The organism is Klebsiella terrigena (genome assembly GCF_012029655.1).
Taxonomy (GTDB): Bacteria; Pseudomonadota; Gammaproteobacteria; order Enterobacterales; family Enterobacteriaceae; genus Klebsiella; species Klebsiella terrigena.
Genome location: NZ_CP050508.1, coordinates 2,161,425 through 2,177,971 on the forward strand (window position 1 = coordinate 2,161,425; position 16,547 = coordinate 2,177,971).

A 16,547-nucleotide genomic window follows, 5' to 3' on the forward strand; every position below is an offset into this window, starting at 1 on the left:
TTGAGATTGCGCAGGGCCTGGGCCGTCAGCTCGTCGCTAATCAGCCCGCTGGCTCAGGGATCCGTCGCCCTCAAGAAGAGAGGCTCGTTTCGTCTTCTCAGGCTTTGGGCTGCGGCAGGCGATGGATCTGCAGTACCGCTTTTGCCGCTTCCCGGCCCTTTTTCACGAAGTGCCCGCGATAAAAATCGATAAATTCGGCGGCAGGCTGGAAGTTGTGCGGCGTCAGAGAGACCGAGAACATCGGCACTTCCGTCGCCAGCTGCGCCTGCATCAGGCCGCTAACCACCGCCTGGGCCACGAAGTCATGGCGATAGATCCCGCCGTCAACCACCAGCGCGGCGCAGACGATGGCATCATAGCTGCCGCTTTTCGCCAGACGCTGGGCCAGCAGCGGCATTTCAAACGCCCCGGGAACGTCCCAGCTATCAACGGCGTATTCCACCTGCTGACTATCCAGCTCCTGGCGGAATCCGCTCTCGGCCTGGCTGACGATATCCGCGTGCCAGTTGGCTTTGATAAAGGCGACTCTTAACGATGGCATGACACACTCCTGTTAAACGGTCGGCATCAGGCGATGCGGACCCAATTATTGAGACCAGCAGGTCCTCGACTCCGCTATCGATACAGGGGACCTAAAAGGCCACGCTTTCAGCGATATTGGCGACAACCTGGCTATCGGTCGGTTTGCGTTCTTTTAAAACTGAGCTCAAGGCAGATCTCGTTATCCTCGGCGCCACCGCGCCTGAAGGCGTCGAGCAGCGGTTCGGGTTGGATCCGTCTGTTAACATTATACTGTAATGTAAAGGGTCGATGCCCGCCTTTATCCAGCATGCTTTGCATAATGTGGATAATTGACGCGTCGCGGGGGAGGTGGGCAGTATCCGCCTTCATCCGCATCGGCAGCGCCCCGCAGGCGCTTCGTTTACCCCACGTTTCTGGCAAAGCTAAGTCATTTAAATACTTTGTTATTTTCCGTGTTATCTCACATCTTCGAAGGATAAAAGATAACGCGGAAACGGTATTTGCAGTAATGACCAAAAAAACGTCTGTCTATTTGCACCCGCAGCAGCGCGACCTGATCCACCAGCTTTCACGCAGCCGCTTATGGCGCAGCGAACTTCCGACCTGGCTCCTGATTATCACCATTTACGGCGGCTGGTTTGCCACCCTCGTATACTGGAAAACGCTGGGGCTGCTGCCGGCAACGCTGCTGCTAATCTGGTTTAGTGCCTGGTATATGTCGTTACAGCATGAGCTGATACACGGCCATCCGACGCGCTGGCCGCGCCTGAATCAGCTGCTGGGCATCCTGCCGCTGGCGGTGTGGTATCCCTACGGCCTGTACCGGGATTCGCATCTCGCGCACCACGATAATCATCATCTCACGCTGCCGGTCGATGACCCCGAATCCTACTATTTTACCGCCGAGAGCTGGCGGCGTTTCGCGCCCTGGCAGCGCCGGGTGATTCATCTGCGCAACACCTTTATCGGACGGCTGCTGCTGGCACCGCTGCTGGATATTGCGCAAACGCTCGTCAGCGCGTGGCGCGCCTTTCGCCTGCGCCAGAAGGCGGCGATGGCGATGTGGGCTACCCACGGCCTGCTGCTGAGCGGCCTGTTTGCGCTGATGGCGCACGTTGAGTTCTCGCCGCTCTATTTTGTCGCCGCCGTCAGCTATCCGGCGCTGGCGCTCACCAAGGTTCGCTCCTTCCTTGAGCATCGGGCTGCCGACGATCCGCTGGCGCGCTCGGTGATTAATGAAGCGGGGCTGGCGTGGCGGGTGCTGTTTCTTAACCTCAACTATCATTCAGTTCATCACGACCTGCCGGGGATTCCCTGGTACGGATTGCGTAAACTTTATCTGCTCGAACGGGAGAGCTACCGGCAGCGTAACCACGGCTTTGTGGTGCGCGGCTATGGCGAATGGCTGCGGCGCTTTTCGTTTCGCGCGGTGGCGGTGAACGCCCATCCCGGCGTAAAAAAGCGGCCTGTCGCGGGGGAGAACCATGAATAACGTTGTCGATTTTCCCATGTATGCGGTTAATCATGAAGAGACGCGGGCGCTGTGGCTGGCGCTGAGCGAGATCCTCGCGGCCCGCGGGGTGGCGGTGGCCGACCTGCCGGCGCGATGGCCCCGGGAGGCGCTGCTGGACCACTGGCGCGATCCGCAGCTGCTGCTGAGCCAGACCTGCGGCTATCCGCTGGTCACCCGGCTTGCGGATGTGCAGATCGTCGGCTGCTTTCACTACGCGGCGGAGGGCTGTGAAGGGGCGAATTATCGTAGCCTGCTGGTGAGCCAGGAGGCGAACCAGCATCGGACGCTGGCGGATTTTCGCCATCGGCGGGCGGTGTGCAATTCGCCAGACTCCCAGTCCGGCTACAACGCGCTGCTGGAAAGGGTGGCGCCGCTGGCCGAGGGCGGCCGCTTTTTTTCCGCCGTGCGCTGGAGCGGCAGCCACCGCCAGTCGCTGATTGAATTACAGCAAGGAACGGCTGATATCGCGGCGATTGACTGCGTCAGCTGGGCGCTGCTGCAGCGCCACGACCCCGCGCTGCTTGCCGGACTGTGCGTTATCGGACGCAGTCCGTTGGCGCCGGGGCTGCCGCTGATAAGCAGCAAAGATACGCCGCCGGCGACGATGGCGCTCCTGCGTGAGGCGCTGCATCAGCTGGTTACCGGCGCGCAGTACCGGGATATTTGCCGGGCGCAGCTGATCGACGATTTTAGCGTTGTGACGCGCCAGCCGTATGCGCAGCTGCTGGCGTGGCGCGCCGAGGCGGCGACAAGGGGCGTGACTCAACTGTAGGCGGGTGAAGGAGGCCGGGCCTCCTTCGGCGTAGGCTAGCGCGGACCCGGCGCGGTAAAGCGGTTTTCCGCCGCCGGCAGCCCGAGTTTCTCCCGCAGCGTGCCCGACGGGTAGCTGGTGCGCATCGCGCCGTTACGCTGCAGGATCGGCACCACCTGGTCGACAAAGCGATCGAAGTCCCCCGGCAGCAGCGGGAACATCAGGTTAAATCCGTCCGCCGCGCCGGCGCGCCAGGTGGCGGTCAGCGCGTCGGCGACCTCTTCCGCGCTGCCGATCAGTAGCCAGCTGTCGGAGCTTTGCAGCAGCAGGCGCCCCAGCTGCAGAACGGTCAGGCTGGGATCGTAGTGGCGGATAAGCTGCAGAGCGGTGCGGATGCCGTCAAACGTCGCCTCGTCCGGCAGCGGCGGCAGGGGCTGGTCCGGCGAGTGGGCGCTTAAATCCATCCGCAGGTAGGACGAGAGCAGGTCTATCGCCATCTGATCGCTCATCAAACGCTCGTTAAGCCGCTGGCGCTCCTCCTTCTCGGCGTCGGAATTGACCACCACGGGCAGAACGCCGGCGATGATTTTAAAGTGCGCCGGATCGCGCCCATAGTCCCGCAGCCGCTGATTCATCTCCTGACGATAGGCCAGCCCCTCTGCAATGGATTTAATAAACACGAAGTGCATATCTGACCACGCCGCGGCGAGGTTTTTCCCCGCCTCGGAAGACCCGGCCTGGACCAGCACCGGATGACCCTGCGGCGGGCGCGGGACGTTGAGCGGCCCGCGGACGTTAAAGAACTCGCCGCGATGGTTGAGGTGGTGCACCTTAGACGCATCGGCAAACAGGCCGCTCGTTTTGTCATACAGCACCGCATCGTCCTCCCAGGAGTCCCAAAGGCGGGTGACGACATCGATAAACTCCCCGGCGCGCTGGTAGCGGTTGCCGTGCTGCGGAAGCTGGTCGAGACCGAAGTTGGCCGCTTCCTCTTCCAGCCACGAGGTGACCACGTTCCAGCTCGCCCGACCGCCGCTGAGAAAGTCCAGCGAGGCAAAGTAGCGGGCGAGATTGTAGGGCTCGTTGTAGGAGGTGGAGGCGGTGCCCATCAGGCCGATATGCTCGGTCACGGCGGCAAGGGCGGCGAGCAGGGTGATGGGCTCCAGCCGCGCGTTGGCGTAGTGGGTTAAGCCGCTGGGCACCGTATCCCAGATGGCAATGTGGTCGGCGACAAAAACGGCGTCGAGGGTGGCGGCCTCGGCCTTCTTCGCCAGCTCCGCGTAGTAGCCGAGGGTAAAAATTTCTTTGCCCGGTGCCTGAGGATGGCGCCATGAGAAGCGGTAATCCCCCTGCGGATTAAAGAAAAACAGGTTCAGAATCATATGATTTTCAGACATGTGCGACTCGTTTGCGGTTATTGCCGATCCCTGGCATGGAGAGGTTAGCGGTTTGCCAGATGGTCGTTGACCCACGCTTCCGCCACGGCGGCCGGGTCTTTATGCTGCAGATCGACCTGCTGGTTGAGCTCAATCAGGGTGGCGTTGTTCAGCTTGCCGGAGACGTCGTTCAGCACCTTGCTCACCGTCGGCGTCAGGCTGGCTTTACGCACCAGCGGCACCACGTTCTGGCTCGGCTGCTCGTGCTTATCGTCATCCAGCACCACCCAGTCCTCTTTCGCCAGGTTGCCCTGGGTGGAGATAACCGTCGCAACGTCGATTTTGCCGGAGTTGAGCGCCAGGCGAGTCAGCGGCCCGCCCATATCGAGGGATTTTACCGCCTTAAATTCGAGGCCATAGACGCGCTTAAGCCCCGGCAGGCCGAGCGCACGCACCGCCAGCTCCGGTGGCCCGCCGATCGTCAGCTGATGAGCGATGGGCTGCAGATCGGAGAGCTTGCTCAAGCCGTACTTTTTCGCCATGTCGGCGCGAACCGCCCACGCGGTAATTGAGGTCGCCGGGGAAGGCGTCAGCAGCGTGAAGTCGGCAGGCAGAACCTTAGCCAACTCGGCGCTGACGTCGCTCTGGCTGGTGGCCAGGGTTTTTCCGTCGTAGTAGTTAAGCAGGGCGCCAAGATACTCCGGCACAATATCAATTTCGCCGCTCTTTAATGCCGGAATAATGATCTCGCGGTTGCCGAGATTAAGTCGGGTACTGACCTCAATATTATTTTTCTTCAGCGCGCTGGCGTAAATATTCGCGAGAATAGAGCTCTCGGTGAAATTAGCGCCGCCGATCGTGACGCTTTCCGCTAATGAGCTAAAGCTTAAGCCGAGTAACCCGACGGCTAATAGTGACAGGCGAAAACGGCGACGGTGAAAAGGGAAAGCTAATATATTGTGCATAGTGCCTCGCTAGGTGAATAAATATCCGTGATGCGTTAAGTCAGCCACGGGTACGCTGCCGCCCGTGTGAGATATTCGGGCCGCGGCGATGGGTGATAAAAACTAATACTCCGGAGTGCCGATGGTATGGGTGAAGCGCCGGTCAATCAGTGAAAAGAGCAGCTCGCTGCCGATGGCCAGCAGGGAGACCACCAGCGAGCCGGCGATCACCTGCGGAATATCGCGCTGGCCGAGCCCGTCAATCAGAAACCGACCGAGGCCGCCGAGGCCCGCATAGGCCGCGACGACGGCGGTGGCGATAAGCTGTACCAGCGCGGTGCGCATTCCGGCGAAAATAAGCGGCGCGGCCAGCGGGATCCGCAGCTGCCAAAGGCTTTGCAACGGCGTCATGCCCAGCGCCTTCGCCGCATCGCACAGCTGGCGGTCGGCGTGATAGATCCCGACCCAGGCGTTGGTCAGAATCGGCGGAACGGACATGGCGACCAGCGCGGCGAAGAGCGGAATATCGTTAAAGCCAAACAGCAGAATGCACAGCAGAATTAATCCCAGCGCCGGAACTGCCCTGCCGATATTAAATAAGTTAATGATCACGAAGGCGCCTTTGCGCCAGTAGCCGAGCGCAATTCCCGTGGGCAGGGCAATGGCGGAGGCGATCAGCATGCTCAGCGTAACGTAATAAATATGCTCCCGCAGGCGCACCAAAATACCGCCGTCGCTGAGCCAGTGTTCGGGCTGCAAAAACCAGCCCAGCGTTGCCTGTAGGATATCCATCAGCGCGTCCAGGGCGTAAGCCAATAGCCAACGCGGGCGATCAGCGAGTCAAATAACAGCGACAGCGCAAGGCTCAATGCCAGGCTGACAATGACAGGAGTAATAAAATCCTGGTTAAACCCCGCCAGCAGCAGCTGTCCCAGCCCGCCCTGGCCAATCAGCGCGGTCACCGTCACTAGCCCAACCAGGGTGACGGAGGCGATACGCAGGCCGGCGAAAAGCGACGGTGCCAGCAGGTGCAGCTCGATATCAAAAAAGCGGTAGCCGCGGGTGTAGCCCAGCGCGCGGGCCGACTCCAGCACCGCCGCCGGCAGCTTCTCGATGCCGGCAAGCGTGTTGCGCAGCAGGATCAGCAGGGAATAGAGCGTCAGGCCGATGACCGAGGTGGTCAGCGACAGGCCGGTAAACGGCAGCAGTAAAATGAACAGCGCCAGCGAGGGGATCGTAAACAGGACCCCGCAGAGATAGAGCAGAGGCTGCACGGCCCTCGGCCAACGCAGAGTCAGGCCAATCAGTAATCCCGTCAGCAGGGTGCCAAAAAAGAGCGAGATAGCCACCAACTGGGTATGCTGCCACAGCAGCGCGCCGATCATCATCCGGTTGTCGAGGATCCACTGCCAGTCAACCATAGCGGCGAATTTCCACCAGACCATCCAGCACGTGCTGGAGCAGCGAGTACGAAACGGTGCCCTGATATTTTCCGCTGTCGTCGACGTGTACCAGCACGCCACCCGGCGCATCCAGCAGCGCGCTGTAGGCAAAGCGCAGGCTGTGCAGCGCGGCCAGCGGCTGGGTGATGGGCAGCGAAATGCGCCGGTGCGGGTCGAACCACTGCAGCGGACGCTGGTGCTTATCGAGGATCAGCTGCAGCGGGCTGCTGAGGGTCGGGTGGCGGCTGGCGATCGGCGCATGCTGCTCGTCAACCAGCGCCACGTCATGGCGCGGCAGCTGGCCGACCTGAATCATGCCCAGCCGCTTGAGGTTGGGCTCGGGGCCGATAAAGCGGCGGACAAAGTCGCTGGCCGGGTGCGATAAAATATGGTCAGGGGAGGCAAACTGCGCCAGCACGCCGCCCTCCTCGAAAATGGCAATTCTGTCGCCCAGGCGGATGGCCTCGTTAATATCGTGCGTCACCAGCACTATCGTTTTATGCAGGCGTTGCTGGAGCAGCAGCAGCTCGTCCTGCAGGCGTTCGCGCACCAGCGGGTCGATGGCGGCAAAGGGCTCATCCATCAGCAGCACCGGCGGGTCGGCTGCCAGCGCCCTGGCGATAGCGACGCGTCCCTGCTGGCCGCCGGAAAGCTGATGCGGATAGCGCTCAAGCAGCAGGCGGTCCAGCGACATTAAATCGACCAGCTCGGCAATGCGCGCGCGGATCTGCGTTTTGCTCCAGCCGAGCAGGCGCGGTACCGTCGCGATATTTTGCGCCACCGTGCGGTGCGGAAATAACGCCGCGCTTTGCATAACAAAACCAATTTTGCGGCGCAGCTGGATAATATCGCTTTCGGCTATTTTTACACCCTGCACGTAGACGTAACCGGAGTCCGGCTTATCGAGCTGATTAATCATCCGTAATAGGGTGGTTTTACCGCAGCCGCTGGGGCCAACGAAGGTGCAGAGTTCGCCGCTATTAATCGTCAGGTTCAGATTGCTTATTGCCGCATGCGCGCTGCCCGGGTAGGTCTTATAGATATTTTCGAGTCTAATCATTTGCCGCCGTCGCGCCCTGAAGTTTATTTCATGGAAAGCATGAATAAACTACAAGCTACAGAGGCGGTGATTAACCGGCAAATATGATATTTGCATTTGCAATGCCGCTATTTGAATTTAACGCGTGGGGGAAAGCTGATAATGAAAAGGCCACGATAACCGTGGCCAGGAGCATAATTAAAGCAGCAGGTAGCTGAGTGCGGAAAAGGCAACCATCCCGGCAATTACCGTCGCAAACAGGCTGCGGGTGAGGACGCCGGCCACCGTCGCGGCGGCGGCGGCCAGCAGCGAAATGCTGATCCCCGAGCCGCTTAGCGCCGGTTTGCCGAGCAGCTCTGCGGCGATAATCGCCGCCATAATGGCGGACGGAATAAAGCTCAGCCACTGCTGGATGACCGGCGCCAGGCGAAAACGCGAAAGCAGTAACACAGGCACCGTGCGCATCAGGGCGGTGACCAGCGCGGAGGCGAGAATGGCAAGGATAATATTGCGTTCCATCTATTGTTCTCCTTTGGACGTCAGACGCAGCCCGACCGTTGCCAGCGTTGCCGCGACCGACGCCGCCACGATGACCACAACGCTCATATCGGTGTGGCCGGCGGTGAACAGGGTGATGACCACCGCCGTCGCAATGCTGAAGGCCTCCAGCGCTTTACGCCGGCTGGCAAACCAGATCATCAGCACCAGCCCGATAAACATCGACACCAGGCTGAAGCTCAGCCCCTCCATCAGCGACGGCGGAAGGGCGGAGGCTAACCCCGCGCCGACCACGCAGGCGAGGATCCAGTTCAGCCACGCGGCGACGTTGAGCCCGAGCATCCACGCGTAGGGCACTTTGTTGTGCCCGCTGCCGCGCTGGACCGCGACGCCGAAGGTTTCATCGGTCAGCAGCAGCCCGCTGATAATTTTTTGCCCGGTCGTGTATTCCCGAAAGAATACGCTCATGGCGGAGCTCATCAGCAGGTAGCGCAGGTTCACCAGCAGTACGCTCAGCACCACCGAGGCGACTTCGGCGCCGGTGGCCCACAGCGAATAAAACAGGAACTGGGCGGAGCCCGCGTACAGCGCGCTCGCCAGTAGCGCCGTCTGCGCGGTGGTGAACCCTGATAATGTGCCGATAGCCCCGGCGGCAAAGCCAATGCTCCAGTAGCCGGGGATGGTGGGCAGGCAGGCGATAATGCCCGCGCGAAACTCCGCGGCTGCCTCATCCCTGGGCGAGGTCTTCTTGTTCATCAACATCAAATAGTCCCGAATTGTCCGTCACTGAATGATAATCTTAAGAAATCGTCAGGATCGCTATAGTAAAATCCTGCTCATTGGCTGAAATATCAATTTTGCGTAATAAAAAGGGTGGCGGGGTGGCGAAAGAGATACGGGATGATATCAGGCTCTGGCGGGACAGCGAGCTGCACGGTGGGATGGAGATCCTCCGCGCCTCCTGCTACGAGCACAGCTATCCGCCGCACTTTCATCATGAATATGTGATTGCCGCCTTCGCCCGCGGGGCGCAGCGCACGCGCATCTGCCGGGAGCGCGGCATCGCAGCGGCGGGGACGGTGATGGTTATCATGCCCGGCGAAGTGCATACCGGCGAAGCGGTGCAGCGTGACGAAGGCTGGGATTACTGCGCATTTTATCCTTCAGCGCAGCTGATCGATGAGGTGGCCGCAACGGTGCTCACCGGCGCAGGCGAGGTCCATTTTGGCGGCGAAGGGATGCGCCACGACCCGCTGATGGCCCGCAGCATGCTGCAGGCCTCCGCCGTGCTTGGCGCCAGCCGCGATCCGCTGGAAAAAGAGTGCCTGATGTATCAGGTGCTGAATATGCTGGTGGGGCGCTATGCCGGGCGCAGCGCTCGCGGTGGCCGACGGGATGCGATCCGCGCCGACATCCGTCGCGCCATCGAGTTTTTACACTGCGCCTATCAGCAGCCGCTGGCGGTTAAGGAGATTGCCGGGGTCGCCGGGCTGAGCGAGTTTCATTTTATGCGCACCTTCCAGGCGCAGACCGGGCTGTCGGTCCATCAATACCTGACGCAGCTGCGCCTGGTCAGAGCCAAAGGGCTGCTGGCGAAAGGCTTCGGCGCCGCTCAGGTGGCGACGGACGTCGGGTTTTACGATCAAAGCCACCTGATTAAATACTTCCGCCTGCATTATGGCACCACGCCCGGCGTCTTCGCGGCCTCATCGATATAGGCCGTCCGACAGACGCTTCCCGGCACAGCGAATGATTTTGCGTATGCAACTAACATATCCGTATTTGCGCGATGGCGCCGATCGGTTATTTATAGCGGCTGGCATTCGCCTGCAGGAGGCATTGATGGAGATTAACTCAGTATACCGGATCGCCGCCGGGCTGGAGCAGGTCTGGCAGTCGCGGGTATTGGGCGCGGTAGGCAATAGCGCCATAAAGGTCATAAAAATGGGCGGTGAGGGGATCGCCGCCGAAGCGCACGATGACTTCGACGAACTGCTGCTGGTGCTGGAAGGGGCGCTGCCGCTGGTTATCGACGGCAGACGGTTCAACCTCGCCGCCGGCGATTACTGCTTTGTGCCGAAGGGCGCCGTGCACCACGTTCCGGCCGGCAGCTTCGGTACGCTGCTGCTGGTTGATATCAGGGACGCGCCGCTGGATTAATCGCCGCCGACCGGCAGGTTTCAGAACGGACTGGCGCTGCTGGCGTTGATTGGCTCCCCGCTGACCGGGTGGGTAAAGCGCAGCTCGCTGGCGTGCAGCATCAGGCGCGGCGTGCTCTCGGTGCCGGGTAGCAGCAGGCCACCGTAGAGATCGCAGCCTAAAATGGGGTGCCCCGCGAGCTGACAGTGAATGCGCAGCTGGTGGGTGCGACCGGTCTCCGGGGTGAGCCGCACGCGGGTCAGCGGCAGCAGCGTCCCGTCTTCACTCTGGCGCTGCAGGCGCTCAAGCACCCGATAGCGGGAGCGGGCCGACTTGCCGCGGGTGGCGCAAATGGTCATCCGCGGAAACAGCGCCGGGTCTTTGGCGATGGGGGCGTCTATTACGCCTTCATCATCGGTCAGGTGCCCGCACAGCAGCGCGCTGTAGACCTTGCTCACCGCGCGCTGGCTAAACTGCTGGCAGAGGGCGGCGTTAATGGCCTTGCTGCGGGCAATCACCATCACGCCGGAAGTGCCGAAATCGAGACGATGAACCAGCGTACAGCCGGGAAAGGTCTGGACTAACCGATGGTGCACCGAGTCGAGATTGCGCGGGTTTTTTCCCGAGAGGCTGAGCAGGCCGGCAGGTTTTGCGATCAGCAGCAGATGATCGTCCTGATAAAGGATCTCAATCTCTGCATGGCACGGCGGGGCAATAAAGGTATCAACGATCGTAGACATCGGGCGGCTCGCCTGGGAAAGAGGAGGCGGATGATAGCGAATTTTCTGCCAGCTGGCGAATTCGCTATGTAGCCGGCGACGGACGCAAGCCGCCGGTTTTATTGCTCAGGACTGGCGGGCATCCCGGGATTTAATATGCTGCCAGAAGCGCTCGGCGGACTGGTTAAGCCGCGAGCCGGAGCGATACATATAGGCCCCGATCGGCAGCGAGAGCGTGGCGTCCATAATGGCCAGGCGGCCCTCATCGAGCTCGCGCTGGATAGAGTATTGCGGCAGCCAGCCTACGCCGTCGCCGTTGAGGATCATCCGCTTAAGCAGCTCGCTCATAGACGAGACGAAGGTCAGCGAGAAGGTGATCCCCGGCGTGCGGTCGATAACCTGATTTACCTGGCGCCCCATATAGCTATCGTTGGCATATCTCATCAGCGGCAAAACGCCGCGGTGCAGATGAAAGAGCGGCCTGCCGCTCTCATCGCAGGGCGTAACAAGGTGCACCGAAGAGTCGAAAATTTTGTGGTTAATAAACGGATAGTTCATTAACTCCTCATTATAAAAAGACAGAATAAAGTCGCTCTTGCCTTCCTTGAGGTTAAATACGGCTTCGTTAACGTTAATGGATTCGACGTGGAAGGTTTTATTTTTTATATCGGTGTAGCCGGCAATTAATTCCGGAAGGACTAAAACAGAGAGCGACGGAGCGGCATCGATTCTTATTTTCTGAGTGGTGTTATTTAGCCCCTTAATGCGACTAATCTGAAAGTCCATATCGTCCAGCATATTTCGCGCATAGCCGACGAAAATTTTGCCACGAGTGGTGAGCTGCAGCGGGTTAACCCCGCGGTCGAAGATGCTGAAACCCAGCGACGCCTCGAGCGCCTGAATCCTGCGGCTGAACGAGGATTGCGATATATTTCTGGTTTTAGCCGCCAGAGTAAAGCTTCTGGACTCCTCCAGAGCAATGACATCGTACAGCCACTTCACTTCAAGATTAGCCAGCACGGATCCGTTCCTTAACGCTGTATTTAATGCTATGCAATTTTAGCATAACGCATAGAAACTATGCAATTAACATAACTAACCACAGGTGTTAACATTTTTCTCAGATTTAGCGTATTCCTAAGCAGTTAATACGAGTTTCGTAAAGCACAGGCGATACCCTACGAGCACCGCTATAAAATCGCTGCTCCAGGCTGCTCATCCTGTTATTTCATTTTGCTGTGGATTTTTTACACCGGAATTCACAGAAGAACGCAATGACGGGCTGAAATAATGAATACATCTTACCTAGCCAGCTGTTTGTCAGGAGTTCCATGCCACGTATCGAATTAGTAAAACAGGCTCTGCACGAGCTTGGTATTAAGGATAGCAGCGAGTTATTTTATAACCCCGATTACGACCTGCTGATTGCCCATGAAACCAGCCCGGAACTCACCGGCGCAGCGCGCGGCGTGATGACCGCATCCGGCGCAGTGGCCGTTGATACCGGGATATTTACCGGACGTTCACCGCGTGACAAATATATCGTCAGAGATGACCTGACCCGCGATACCGTCTGGTGGTCCGATGCCGGGCTTGGCCGCAACGACAATAAGCCGTTAACGCCGCAGATTTGGGCCAGCCTCAAAACGCGGGTTGCCGGACAGCTGAGCGGTAAAAAGCTGTACGTGGTTGATGCCTGGTGCGGGGCAAGCCCTGATACGCGCCTCGGCGTGCGCTTTGTCACCGAGGTGGCGTGGCAGGCTCACTTCGTCAAAAACATGTTTATCGTTCCCGAGGCTGAGGAGCTGGAACAGTTCACGCCGGACTTCGTGGTCCTCAACGGCGCGGGCTGCACCAACGACCAGTGGCAGGAGCAGGGCCTCAACTCCGAGAACTTCGTTGCCTTTAACCTGAGCGAGAAAATTCAGCTTATTGGCGGCACCTGGTACGGCGGAGAGATGAAAAAAGGGCTCTTCTCGGTCATGAACTATCTGCTGCCGCAGCAGGGCATTGCTTCGATGCACTGTTCGGCTAACCGCGGCGAAGAGGGCGACGTGGCCCTGTTCTTCGGCCTTTCCGGTACCGGCAAAACGACCCTCTCCACCGATCCTCTGCGCCAGCTTATCGGCGACGACGAACACGGCTGGGATGACGACGGCGTGTTCAATTTTGAAGGCGGCTGCTACGCCAAAACCATCAACCTCGATCCGCAGGCGGAACCGGAGATTTATCAGGCGATTCGCCGCGATGCGCTGCTGGAAAACGTGGTGGTCCGGGCTGACGGCACGGTGGATTATGCCGACGGCAGTAAGACCGAAAATACCCGCGTTTCATACCCGCTGTCGCATATCGAAAATATCGTCAAGCCGGTCTCTCGTGCCGGCCATCCGGCGCGGGTGATTTTCCTCGCCGCCGACGCATTCGGCGTGCTGCCGCCGGTTTCACGTCTGACGACCGAACAGATGCAGTACCATTTCCTGTCGGGCTTCACCTCGAAGCTGGCCGGCACCGAGCGCGGTATCACCCAACCTACGCCAACGTTCTCCGCCTGCTACGGCGCGGCGTTCCTGCTGCTGCACCCCACGCAGTACGCCAGCGTGCTGGCCGCCAAAATGGCGGAAGCGGGCGCCGAAGCCTGGCTGGTCAATACCGGCTGGAACGGGGAGGGTAAACGCCTGTCGCTGCGCGATACCCGCAGCATTATCAGCGCTATCTTAAACGACACCACCGGCCCTCTGCGTACCGAGACGATCCCGGTCTTTGGCCTGGCTATTCCGCAGAGCATCCCGGGCGTTGACAGCGCGCGGCTCGATCCGCGCAGCGGCTGGAGTTCTGCCGACGGCTGGCAGGAGAAAGCCGAGAGTCTGGCCCAGCTGTTTATCGATAACTTCAGGCAATATAACGATACCGAGGCCGGCGCGCGCCTGGCGCTGGCGGGCCCGAAGCTTGAACCGTCCGCCGCTACGGCAAACTAATCCGCAACGCTAAATAGCGTCGCCCGCGCTCAACCCGGATGGCAACACGTTTGCTGTCCGGGTTTTTCTGTTTTTGGCAACCGGCTGAACGCGCATTAGCGGTCAACGTCGGCCGCGCCGGCTTTCGCCTGCCCGCTTCTTTAGTCAATACCGCTCCTTACGTCAATACCGCTCCTTACGTCAATATCGCCGGCTCCTCTCCTTGTGGTGTTTTAAATGTCCGATACTGGACTTGAAAAATATTATTTTATTATTTCATTTATTAATTTGGCATTTTCATTGTCGTCGTGAATGTTATTTATTTTTGCGGCGTGGCTTTATTTAAAATAAATATTGGCGGGTGACAGGTGCGCCAGGCCTGTGATGTCGGGCTTATGGCGCGGGTCGCTTTTAATTAGCGATTGCCGTTACGGGTTATTTGAATTTTTCACACTTTACGCCGCGATGAATTTAGAGTAAAAACAAAAAGCCGCATTCTATATGGTGACAATATTTCAGGTTAAGTGATTAATTTATTCAGGAGATAAGTATATATGTCTGAATCATTTCAGAACGAAATACCTCGTGCGCGTGTAAATATAAAGCTGGATCTTTTGACGGGGGGCGTTCAGAAGAAAGTTGAGCTCCCGCTAAAGCTCCTGAGCGTGGGTGACTTCAGCAACGGCAAGGCAGAGGGCACGCTCTCTGAGCGCGATAAGATAGACATCAACAAGAACAATTTTAACAGCGTCCTGGCTAATCTTAATCCGGAAGTCAATCTCACCGTTAAAAACACCCTCGCCAGCGATGGTTCTGAAGAAAACGTGAAGCTCTTTTTTCACAATATGAAGGACTTTGAGCCGGAAGCGGTGGCGCGGCAAATTCCACAGCTTCGGGCAATGCTCGCGATGCGTAATCTGCTGCGCGATTTGAAATCAAATCTTCTGGATAATATGAATTTTCGGAAAGAACTGGAAATTATATTAAAAGACCCCGCGCTTTCCGCAGAGTTGCGTAATGAACTGAATGCGCTTGCCCCGGCCCAGGATTAATTACTGGACGTTTCTATCACGGAATAATGATGAGTAAATGCTAATGTCAGTCAATAACGAATCCCAGAATCTGGCGGGTGGCGCCGTTGTCGAAAAACACCTGCCGCAGGGTGGGGTATATGCCTCACTGTTTGACAAAATAAATTTAACGCCGGTGGCGGAGCTCGGTGATTTAAACGGTTTTGATGATACGACCGTCATGGCGGAAACCTCCGCCGACGCGCGCGTGACCGCCGCGGTGAAAGTGTTTATGCAGTGTCTGCAAAAATCCGGGCACAAAGTGGAGAAGCTGGATAAGACGATCCTCGACCATCATATTGCGGAGCTGGATTTTCAGATTGGCCGCCAGCTCGATGAAGTCATGCATCACCCGGATTTTCAGCGCACTGAGGGCGTCTGGCGTGGGCTCAAATCGCTGGTGGATAAAACCGATTTTCGCCAGAACGTCAAGCTGGAGCTCCTCGATTTGTCTAAAGAGGAGCTGCGCCAGGACTTCGAGGACTTTCCGGAAATTATCCAGAGCGGGCTGTATAAGCAGACCTATATCGCGGAGTACGACACCCCGGGCGGCGAGCCTATTGCCGCGGTTATCTCGGCCTATGAGTTCGATGCCTCCGCTCAGGACGTGGCGCTGATGCGTAACATCTCAAAAGTCTCCGCCGCCGCGCATATGCCGTTTATTGGCTCCGCGGGACCGGCGTTCTTTTTAAAGGAGAACATGGAGCAGGTTGCGGCCATCAAGGATATCGGCAACTACTTCGATCGCGCCGAATATATCAAATGGAAAAGCTTCCGCGACACCGACGACTCTCGCTACATCGGCCTGGTGATGCCGCGCGTGTTGGGCCGCCTGCCGTATGGCCCGGATACCGTGCCGGTGCGCAGCTTCAACTATGTCGAAGAGGTCAAGGGGCCGGAACACGATAAATACCTGTGGACCAATGCCTCCTTCGCCTTTGCGGCAAACATGGTGAAAAGCTTCATCAACAACGGCTGGTGCGTGCAGATCCGCGGGCCGCAGGCCGGCGGCGCGGTGCAGGACCTGCCCATTCATCTGTACGATCTCGGTACCGGCAATCAGGTGAAAATTCCCTCAGAGGTGATGCTGCCGGAAACCCGCGAATTTGAGTTCGCCAACCTCGGTTTTATTCCGCTTTCTTATTATAAGAACCGGGATTACGCCTGCTTCTTCTCGGCAAATTCGGCCCAGAAACCGGCGCTGTACGACACCGCGGACGCTACCGCAAACAGCCGGATTAACGCGCGGCTGCCCTACATCTTCCTGCTGTCGCGTATCGCGCACTACCTGAAGCTTATTCAGCGTGAAAACATCGGCACCACCAAGGACCGCCGTCTGCTTGAGCTGGAGCTCAACGCCTGGGTGCGAAGCCTGGTGACCGAAATGACCGACCCGGGCGACGAGCTGCAGGCGTCACACCCGCTGCGCGACGCCAAAGTGGTGGTGGAGGATATCGAGGACAACCCGGGCTTCTTCCGCGTGAAGCTGTTTGCCGTGCCGCACTTCCAGGTGGAAGGCATGGACGTCAATCTGTCGCTGGTTTCCCAGATGCCGAAAGCGAAAGCGTAACGTAAGGCAG

The 16,547-nt window shown here is 58.6% G+C and carries 17 protein-coding genes; 7 read left to right on the plus strand and 10 right to left on the minus strand.

Annotated elements, in window-relative coordinates; translation table 11 throughout:
• Positions 1–97: 97 nt before the first annotated feature.
• A complete protein-coding gene (locus HCK03_RS10170; protein WP_041146150.1) occupies positions 98–541 on the minus strand; it encodes a 6,7-dimethyl-8-ribityllumazine synthase in 444 nt (147 codons plus the stop codon).
• Between the two features lie 489 nt (positions 542–1,030).
• Here HCK03_RS10170 and HCK03_RS10180 point away from each other — a divergent pair, with 489 nt between their 5' ends.
• Both HCK03_RS10180 and HCK03_RS10185 read left to right on the plus strand, forming a co-directional pair.
• Positions 1,031–2,014, plus strand: coding sequence for a fatty acid desaturase (locus tag HCK03_RS10180; protein ID WP_167691510.1), 984 nt, complete (start codon positions 1,031–1,033; stop codon positions 2,012–2,014).
• Positions 2,007–2,807, plus strand: a complete 801-nt coding sequence (locus tag HCK03_RS10185) for a phosphate/phosphite/phosphonate ABC transporter substrate-binding protein (RefSeq protein ID WP_167691511.1) — start codon at positions 2,007–2,009, stop codon at positions 2,805–2,807. The genes HCK03_RS10180 and HCK03_RS10185 overlap by 8 nt, the downstream gene beginning before the upstream one ends.
• Positions 2,808–2,842: 35 nt before the next feature.
• Here the strand turns inward: HCK03_RS10185 and HCK03_RS10190 are convergent, their stop codons facing one another.
• From HCK03_RS10190 to HCK03_RS10220, 7 genes are all read right to left on the minus strand, one after another.
• Positions 2,843–4,183, minus strand: coding sequence for an NtaA/DmoA family FMN-dependent monooxygenase (locus tag HCK03_RS10190; protein WP_167691512.1), 1,341 nt, complete (start codon positions 4,181–4,183; stop codon positions 2,843–2,845).
• A gap of 44 nt (positions 4,184–4,227) precedes the next feature.
• Positions 4,228–5,127: an ABC transporter substrate-binding protein gene (locus HCK03_RS10195; protein WP_167691513.1), complete on the minus strand. Its 900-nt coding sequence runs from the start codon at positions 5,125–5,127 to the stop codon at positions 4,228–4,230.
• Positions 5,128–5,229: 102 nt separating this feature from the next.
• Entirely contained in the window at positions 5,230–5,898 is a 669-nt protein-coding gene (locus HCK03_RS10200) for an ABC transporter permease (RefSeq protein WP_041146144.1), read from the minus strand.
• Entirely contained in the window at positions 5,898–6,527 is a 630-nt protein-coding gene (locus tag HCK03_RS10205) for an ABC transporter permease (protein ID WP_167692425.1), read from the minus strand. The genes HCK03_RS10200 and HCK03_RS10205 overlap by 1 nt, the downstream gene beginning before the upstream one ends.
• The gene (locus tag HCK03_RS10210; protein ID WP_076947394.1) at positions 6,520–7,608 is read right to left on the minus strand and encodes an ABC transporter ATP-binding protein; all 1,089 of its coding nucleotides are present in this window, start codon (positions 7,606–7,608) and stop codon (positions 6,520–6,522) included. The genes HCK03_RS10205 and HCK03_RS10210 overlap by 8 nt, the downstream gene beginning before the upstream one ends.
• A gap of 177 nt (positions 7,609–7,785) precedes the next feature.
• Positions 7,786–8,106 carry an AzlD domain-containing protein gene (locus HCK03_RS10215; RefSeq protein WP_134526604.1) on the minus strand — a complete coding sequence of 107 codons (321 nt, stop codon included), beginning with the start codon at positions 8,104–8,106 and terminating at the stop codon, positions 7,786–7,788.
• The gene (locus HCK03_RS10220; protein ID WP_076947395.1) at positions 8,107–8,847 is read right to left on the minus strand and encodes an AzlC family ABC transporter permease; all 741 of its coding nucleotides are present in this window, start codon (positions 8,845–8,847) and stop codon (positions 8,107–8,109) included.
• Positions 8,848–8,978: 131 nt separating this feature from the next.
• Between HCK03_RS10220 and HCK03_RS10225 the strand changes: the two genes are divergently transcribed.
• Together HCK03_RS10225 and HCK03_RS10230 are read left to right on the plus strand one after the other, a co-directional pair.
• Positions 8,979–9,803 carry a helix-turn-helix transcriptional regulator gene (locus HCK03_RS10225; RefSeq protein ID WP_041147680.1) on the plus strand — a complete coding sequence of 275 codons (825 nt, stop codon included), beginning with the start codon at positions 8,979–8,981 and terminating at the stop codon, positions 9,801–9,803.
• Between the two features lie 124 nt (positions 9,804–9,927).
• Positions 9,928–10,245 (plus strand): cupin domain-containing protein, encoded by a 318-nt coding sequence (locus tag HCK03_RS10230; protein ID WP_041146139.1) that lies wholly within the window; start codon positions 9,928–9,930, stop codon positions 10,243–10,245.
• A gap of 20 nt (positions 10,246–10,265) precedes the next feature.
• Here HCK03_RS10230 and HCK03_RS10235 read toward each other — a convergent pair whose 3' ends face one another.
• Positions 10,266–10,964, minus strand: coding sequence for an RluA family pseudouridine synthase (locus tag HCK03_RS10235; protein WP_167691514.1), 699 nt, complete (start codon positions 10,962–10,964; stop codon positions 10,266–10,268).
• Between the two features lie 105 nt (positions 10,965–11,069).
• Positions 11,070–11,963 (minus strand): LysR substrate-binding domain-containing protein, encoded by an 894-nt coding sequence (locus HCK03_RS10240; RefSeq protein ID WP_041146137.1) that lies wholly within the window; start codon positions 11,961–11,963, stop codon positions 11,070–11,072.
• Between the two features lie 311 nt (positions 11,964–12,274).
• On the opposite strand from HCK03_RS10240, the gene pckA reads away from it, so the two are divergent.
• The 3 genes from pckA to tssC all read left to right on the plus strand — a co-directional run bounded on the left by pckA (position 12,275) and on the right by tssC (position 16,537).
• Positions 12,275–13,918, plus strand: a complete 1,644-nt coding sequence (pckA, locus tag HCK03_RS10245; protein WP_167691515.1) for a phosphoenolpyruvate carboxykinase (ATP) — start codon at positions 12,275–12,277, stop codon at positions 13,916–13,918.
• Between the two features lie 533 nt (positions 13,919–14,451).
• A complete protein-coding gene (tssB, locus tag HCK03_RS10250) occupies positions 14,452–14,949 on the plus strand; it encodes a type VI secretion system contractile sheath small subunit (protein WP_167691516.1) in 498 nt (165 codons plus the stop codon).
• Positions 14,950–14,986: 37 nt separating this feature from the next.
• Positions 14,987–16,537: a type VI secretion system contractile sheath large subunit gene (gene tssC / locus HCK03_RS10255; RefSeq protein WP_041146134.1), complete on the plus strand. Its 1,551-nt coding sequence runs from the start codon at positions 14,987–14,989 to the stop codon at positions 16,535–16,537.
• The last annotated feature ends 10 nt before the right edge of the window (positions 16,538–16,547 follow it).